Genomic DNA, 6,003 nt, shown 5'->3' with positions numbered 1-6,003 from the left:
CTTCGGTTAACGGTCTTAGTCGTACAGTGATAAATTGCCATGCCTTAGCCTTGTGATGGTTTTGCTTTTGCTTTTAAAAAATTGCGTAGCAGTTTTTTGGGGTTAAGGGGAATCCCCTTACGCAACGATGACTTGAACTTTGTTCAAGTCGTAAGTGCGCATTTCATGAAAAACACGATAGCATAAAGCCCGCTTGAATTCCAATTCATAGGGCCTTATGCTTGAGTGGTTTTCTATATCCCGACATCTGAATCATGACAAAAGCTGCTGAAACTCTCGAAAAGAAAATCGAAGCCCAGTTGGAAAAGCTGAAACAGCTAAAGGCTCGTAAACAGGCTATCGAAGCTAGAGAAAAATCGAAGCAAAAGGAACAGGAAAGAAAGGACGATACTCGACGTAAAATTTTGCTTGGTTCTTATTTGATTAAAAAGATGCAAGCGAATGAAGCTAATAAAGAAAAGATCCTTGCTGATCTAAATGAATACTTAACTGAAGACCGTGACAGAAAACTTTTTGGTTTAACCCCATTGAACGAAACAACGAATAGTTAAGTTGAAGATTATGAAATTGAGCACCTTGATTACCTCCCTTTTATTTTTATCTCCTATCACCTATGCCCAGCATCCAATGGATAGGTTAAATGATTTGATGAATAGCGCTACACCTCAAAAAATTACCGATGAGGATGAAGTTAGAACATATGTAAAGAGAGTGACAGAATCACTTGATTTTATGGAACGGTATAAGGAAGCTGCAATATCTTATAAAGATAAAAATGGTTATACAAAGCAAGAACTTAATGACTACCAATGTAATAAATTATACATGATGGATGATCTTATAGCCTTTCAAAATATGTACTCTAATTTAGCTTATGTTCCAGAGATTAAGTCTATTAATCAAAATACAATTGAGCTTAGAGAAGAGGTACTTAAGAACGTCAAAAGATACAATTTTAAGTGTACTAATGAGCTAATAAATATTCCTTTAGATACTTCAAAACTCTAATTAAATAGACTTGTTCTCTGATCCTGCCTGAAATCCAGCTTTTTCTAAGAGTGGATAAAGTTCTTTAACTTTTTGAGGCTCTAAAAGCATGTCAGCAATACGAATAGCAAACTGCTGGTAGCTTTCAGTACCGTGAGAATATTTACCCATTTCAGGCATTTCAGAAAGTTTAGTGGCGAAGAAATGACGTTGAGAATCGGTCATTTTTACAAAAAAATCAGGTGTATTTGGATCCCGTTTAGCGGTTACGATCTTTTCTGATTTCGTTTTCTTTTGCTTAAATTTAAATGAGAACCCTGTAATTGTACGGCCTGATTTATGTTGATCATAATTAACCGTCAAATCTGTGTTTTTATTAATTTGCTGTATTGCAGGCTCAAAAACTCGCTTTTTGAAATCACTCATTAATTTATATTCAGTAGGTAATACCCCTATTTTTGAACGAAAATCTTCTATTTCAATAATGGGAGTTTTACCTGTACTACGCCAACAGACTAATAATTCATATAGTCGAGTTGCATACACATTTAAGCTTTTAACTTGTTCTAGTTCATAACTTGTAAAATTTTGCTCTAGCCTAGTTATTAAAGGGACAATTTCTGGAGAAAAACGAAGTTTAAGAACTCCAGCCCCTTCTACATATGAAATACCACTAACCCAGCGAATTACCCGCTTTTCAGGTTTATTCCTTTTTTCATCAACCATCATGTAAGTGACTTGACGATTAAAAAGAGTCTGTGCCGCTTCTGAAAGCATGGCATACGTATTTTTTACATTTACATCAAATCTATCTGCATAGTGTTGAGCATGTATTTCTAGAAATGTCTCTGAATCTATCCCCTTACTAGATTCTCTAGCTTCAATGATAGCTAGCAATACAAGACGTTGCTCAACTAAACCTAGAGAGTAGCTAGCATTGATCAAATTATTATCTTTAACGACTAAATCCATATTTTTTTTAACGCCAATTTTTTTTATAAAAAACAACCTAAAGCTACCATTAAAAAGACATTTTGTAAAATGTCTTTTTAAGCAGGGTAAATGTCTTTTTATGGCAGGGTAAATGTCTTTTTATGGCAGGGTAAATGTCTTTTTATGGCAGGGTAAATGTCTTTTTATATAGCCTGAAAGCCTTTTATATAGCAGGTTTCGGCAGTTCTAAAAACAATTAAAAGTATTTAAAAACAATTAAAAACCCGCTACGCTATTTTTTTTGTTAAAATTTTAAAAGAAATTTTTATTTGTCGAGGTGGCAAATGAATGTAATGGGCTTCGTTATTACCCAAACATCAAATCAAAAAACAGCACCTGTTCGTATTAATCTTGATAGAATGAAATCAGCTCTTGCTTCAGAAACCTTTGTTATGCCTCAAGGTTTAAGCAGAGAAGAGAAAAGAAGATTAATATTGGAAGCAGGGAAAAAGTAATTGTCTTACACTTGGGAATTTGGAAAACAATTTGCAGTTCAATTTGAGCGTTATCCTGAAGATCAACAAGATAAAATTTTAGATTTCACTGATATCTATGAAGAGTTTGGTTTAAAGGATTTTTCTAAATACCAAGGTAAAATTGCACCTTCATGGCGTGGAATAGACAAAACTGATCCAATCTATGATTTCACATATTCCAATAATCTTTGGCATTATCATATCGGTATGCCTGATTACATAAAAAGTAAATATAACAACTATTTGACCTCAGATATGATTCTTCATTTTCAAAGAAAAGATCAGATAAAACATATCCGTTTACTAGATATTACTTGGCACTATAAAGCTAATGGTGAATTCTGGTTACCAACCACTGAATATTTAGAGTAAATACAGTCGCTTTGCTCTGTTAATCCCTTTATTAAGCAAAAGGGATTAATTGTAATCAGAGAGAAAAACGCATGAATTTTGATGCCAGTTGATCGCTCGTAGACACTCACTCTGTTCTTAACTAGTATGAAGAATATTAGTCCTTAGCTGTTACCTATTTAAAATATGAAGATTTCTCAGAGAGTTATAAACAATAGGCTATTAAAAAAAATAAAGCGTATTGAAGCTCTTTCTGAATCTCATCAGGAAATGGTTAAAGGTAGAATGGAAGACAAACGCCTTGAGAAACCCGTTGATCTTCAATTTAAAATAAGAAAAATAAACCTTTATTTCCTTTATTCCTCTGAAAGCTACTCTCATATTCATGAAGCTTTAGAAAAAGCTTTTAAGAAAAAAGATACTTTTAATAGATTGGAAAATCTAAAAAAAAGCCAAAAAAAGATTAGTCATCTTGGGTGGCACCATATAGGTTATATATTTCCCACTAGTACTCCCCATATAGGCGATAACATTCTTTTAGTGGACGATCTCCCAAAGCATGTAATTTCCATTGGCTGCAAAAGCTATAAAATATTGCCCTCAATTTCAGTTTTAGTTTTTGATATCTATTTAAAAGAGACTTTTAAAACAGATCTCTATGAAGATTTCTATTCGCCAGATGATATTAAAATTTCAGTTAAAAATTTCTTTAAAAGCTTTAGTATGATTGGAGGATCTTCAAGTAGTAAATTTGATAAGTTGTTAAAAGAGCAGGTTAAACTTATAGAAATTTGGATACTAAAATTTTTAAAAATTAACCCAAATTCTATTTTGTCATCCAACAGTAGCCTAGAAGTTCTATTAGAAAATATCTCTCAAACAAAAAGTAATGAGGAAATAATAGAAAGAAATACAAATTTTTTCTTTTCTCAATCTGCTTCTATCCATAGCCATTATTGTTTCCATAAGGAAGACCAATATTATGTTTTAAAAAATATCGAAGATATACGGTTATACACGTTTGAAAAACTCCATCAGGGCGAAAGAGTTATTTCAACAAAATTTGCTACCAGTATTTGGTTGTTGATGGTAATAAATGCCTACCAAAACAAATTAGAGGATATCTTAGAAAAAGGTTTAGATAATAAAAAAGTAAAACATATTCAAAAACTTAAAGATGATGTGCTGTTATGTAATACTATCGAATTTCAGATATTAAGATTTTTTGAAGAAGTTAAAAACTCTAATCTTGATGAAGAATTATTTAGAAGCTTAAAAACAGAAAAATTAAAAGTTTCCTCCAATTATGCAGATTCTCATGATTATGCTGATTCCTTTAAACTTAAATTTTCTTTTTCTTCTGCTCAACTGACTGAAAAATCACAACTTATAAAAAAATATTTAGAGAAGGAATTTGATTCAGTGACAACGGAAGTTAATTTTGAATTACAGAAAGAAATGAAATATTTGACAAGAGTTGCGATCTTTATCGCTATGCTTTCTGTGGCTATAACATGCTTAAGTACTGATTGGAACGAAATAGAAAAAAAATCAGAATCTTTTAAAACGTTATTAACTGGTGCTAAAACTAATAAATAGAATAGATAGTTTGATTAGCTCGATACTTTGAAATATGGCTTTAGCCGTGTTTCAAAGTCGAGCCACTTTGCGACATTAGGTATTTGATAGGGATTGGAGAGAACAGAGCAAAGTAAACAATGATAATTACTTAGGATCTATCACACAATAATCGCCATTTTTCCCATAGCCACATTGTTTTCTCATAACCTTAACGCATGTTTTCCCATCACATTTTGATAGGTCTAAGCTGTATTTTTTCAGGTTGTTCACTTCCGATCTGCGCTGCTGGATTTCATCCATACTTGGTACAAATAAAAATAATGCCAAGAACAGCACCATCACCAACGCTACAAAGGCACTGGCAAATACGGCAATGAATTGATAGTTAAGACGGCTAGTTGCCTTGTCTAGTTCCTGAATACGGCTCTTTAATGCCCCTATAGCTTGTTTATTTGTCTCCTGTAGCGACTTTTCAGCCTTATCTAGAACCCCACTAGCTACTTGGGTGTAAAACGTCTCTAATCGCTTCTTATCGTCTGTTATGGCTTCTCTGTATTCCTTCATGGAAGCCAATAAAATATATAACTGGTCGTCTAAATCGTCGTTTTGGTTGCTCATAGAGATGGCCCATCTTTACTTATGCTTTGGCGTTGTTTCTGCTTCATGGCTCGTTCTTGCTGTTGCTTTAACTGCTGCTGATGTTCCAGTTGTAGGCGTTTAGCTTCCTGATCTTTCTTCCATTGATCAAAACCCTTTTCCACACGGCTGAAGCCTTGTTCTAGGATTTTTTCCTTTTTGGGTTCTTTGAATTGGAGCTGCTGATTGTTTTGCTGTTTGATGTTGTCATTGAAACGGCTAACTTCAGTATCTATGCCCTTTCTGCGTAACTGAGTAACCTTGCTGCCTTCATGTATCGTGGCTTGTAAGCCGTTACCTTGTTCGGCATAGCTGCGATGGTCTATTTTTTCTTTGTACCCTGCTTTGTCCAGGGCGTAATTTGCAAGGTTTGCCCAGGTGGCTCGAATCTGTTTGATTTCTTCTTGGCTTGTACCCATGCCTAGGCTTTTTCTTTTGGTGTTACTTAGCTCAATTTCTGCTTTTTGAGTGAGGACCAATTTATTTTCGGGGTCTAATTCTGCTTTGCGAGTTGTCAGCAAGATATGTGCATGATGGTTTTTATCATCCCCACCTTTACTGGGTGCATGAATCGCCAAATCTGCAACTACCCCATAGCGATCTACTAAGGACTTGGCAAAGTCTTTAGCGAGTTCCTTGCGTTGTTCTTCATCCAATTCATCAGGTAAAGCAATAACCCATTCTCTAGCAGTTCTGGCATCTTTCCTGTTTTCGGTTTTTTCCGCCAGATTCCAGAGTTCGGCACGATCAATTTGAGTATCTAAGTTCGAGATAATTTCGGTATAAGCCACACCTTCTTTTCTCGTAAAGTCGTGCGTTAATCCTGTTCGTTCATCTGTCAATTTTTCTCCTGCACGATAGGCCATAGATGCTACCGCAGTTCGTCCAGAACTTCGGTTAACGGTCTTAGTCGTACAGTGATAAATTGCCATGCCTTAGCCTTGTGATGGTTTTGCTTTTGCTTTTAAAAAATTGCGTA

At 34.5% G+C, this 6,003-nt stretch carries 8 protein-coding genes; 5 read left to right on the top strand and 3 right to left on the bottom strand.

What is annotated here, in order from left to right; genetic code table 11:
* The first annotated feature begins 254 nt into the window (after positions 1–254).
* Both NI455_RS14935 and NI455_RS14930 read left to right on the top strand, forming a co-directional pair.
* The gene (locus tag NI455_RS14935) at positions 255–551 is read left to right on the top strand and encodes a DUF8583 domain-containing protein (protein ID WP_253114848.1); all 297 of its coding nucleotides are present in this window, start codon (positions 255–257) and stop codon (positions 549–551) included.
* Between the two features lie 10 nt (positions 552–561).
* Positions 562–1,008, top strand: a complete 447-nt coding sequence (locus tag NI455_RS14930; protein ID WP_253114847.1) for a hypothetical protein — start codon at positions 562–564, stop codon at positions 1,006–1,008.
* Here NI455_RS14930 and repM read toward each other — a convergent pair whose 3' ends face one another.
* Positions 1,009–1,959 (bottom strand): replication initiation protein RepM, encoded by a 951-nt coding sequence (gene repM / locus NI455_RS14925; RefSeq protein ID WP_253114846.1) that lies wholly within the window; start codon positions 1,957–1,959, stop codon positions 1,009–1,011. It lies immediately after the preceding gene.
* Positions 1,960–2,264: 305 nt separating this feature from the next.
* On the opposite strand from repM, the gene NI455_RS14920 reads away from it, so the two are divergent.
* The 3 genes from NI455_RS14920 to NI455_RS14910 all read left to right on the top strand — a co-directional run bounded on the left by NI455_RS14920 (position 2,265) and on the right by NI455_RS14910 (position 4,406).
* Positions 2,265–2,435 (top strand): hypothetical protein, encoded by a 171-nt coding sequence (locus NI455_RS14920; RefSeq protein ID WP_253114845.1) that lies wholly within the window; start codon positions 2,265–2,267, stop codon positions 2,433–2,435.
* Positions 2,436–2,828, top strand: a complete 393-nt coding sequence (locus NI455_RS14915; protein WP_253114843.1) for a hypothetical protein — start codon at positions 2,436–2,438, stop codon at positions 2,826–2,828.
* 165 nt (positions 2,829–2,993) lie between these two features.
* Positions 2,994–4,406 (top strand): hypothetical protein, encoded by a 1,413-nt coding sequence (locus NI455_RS14910; protein WP_253114842.1) that lies wholly within the window; start codon positions 2,994–2,996, stop codon positions 4,404–4,406.
* Positions 4,407–4,532: 126 nt separating this feature from the next.
* On the opposite strand, the gene NI455_RS14905 is transcribed toward NI455_RS14910, so the two are convergent.
* Positions 4,533–5,006: a hypothetical protein gene (locus NI455_RS14905; protein ID WP_253114841.1), complete on the bottom strand. Its 474-nt coding sequence runs from the start codon at positions 5,004–5,006 to the stop codon at positions 4,533–4,535.
* On the bottom strand, positions 5,003–5,956 hold the full coding sequence (gene mobQ / locus NI455_RS14900; protein ID WP_253114840.1) for a MobQ family relaxase: 954 nt from the start codon (positions 5,954–5,956) through the stop codon (positions 5,003–5,005). The genes NI455_RS14905 and mobQ overlap by 4 nt, the downstream gene beginning before the upstream one ends.
* Positions 5,957–6,003: the final 47 nt, after the last annotated feature.

Source organism: Acinetobacter lwoffii, from assembly GCF_024129435.1.
In the GTDB taxonomy this organism is placed as follows: Bacteria; Pseudomonadota; Gammaproteobacteria; order Pseudomonadales; family Moraxellaceae; genus Acinetobacter; species Acinetobacter lwoffii_F.
This window is presented reverse-complemented; position numbering and strand designations above follow the sequence as displayed.

Excerpts from the sequence above, each read along its gene's own strand:
- NI455_RS14935 (WP_253114848.1), top strand. The coding sequence starts at position 255 with ATGACAAAAGCTGCTGAAACTCTCGAAAAGAAAATCGAAGCCCAGTTG.
- NI455_RS14930 (WP_253114847.1), top strand. The coding sequence starts at position 562 with ATGAAATTGAGCACCTTGATTACCTCCCTTTTATTTTTATCTCCTATC.
- repM (WP_253114846.1), bottom strand. The coding sequence starts at position 1,959 with ATGGATTTAGTCGTTAAAGATAATAATTTGATCAATGCTAGCTACTCT.
- NI455_RS14920 (WP_253114845.1), top strand. The coding sequence starts at position 2,265 with ATGAATGTAATGGGCTTCGTTATTACCCAAACATCAAATCAAAAAACA.
- NI455_RS14910 (WP_253114842.1), top strand. The coding sequence starts at position 2,994 with ATGAAGATTTCTCAGAGAGTTATAAACAATAGGCTATTAAAAAAAATA.
- NI455_RS14905 (WP_253114841.1), bottom strand. The coding sequence starts at position 5,006 with ATGAGCAACCAAAACGACGATTTAGACGACCAGTTATATATTTTATTG.
- mobQ (WP_253114840.1), bottom strand. The coding sequence starts at position 5,956 with ATGGCAATTTATCACTGTACGACTAAGACCGTTAACCGAAGTTCTGGA.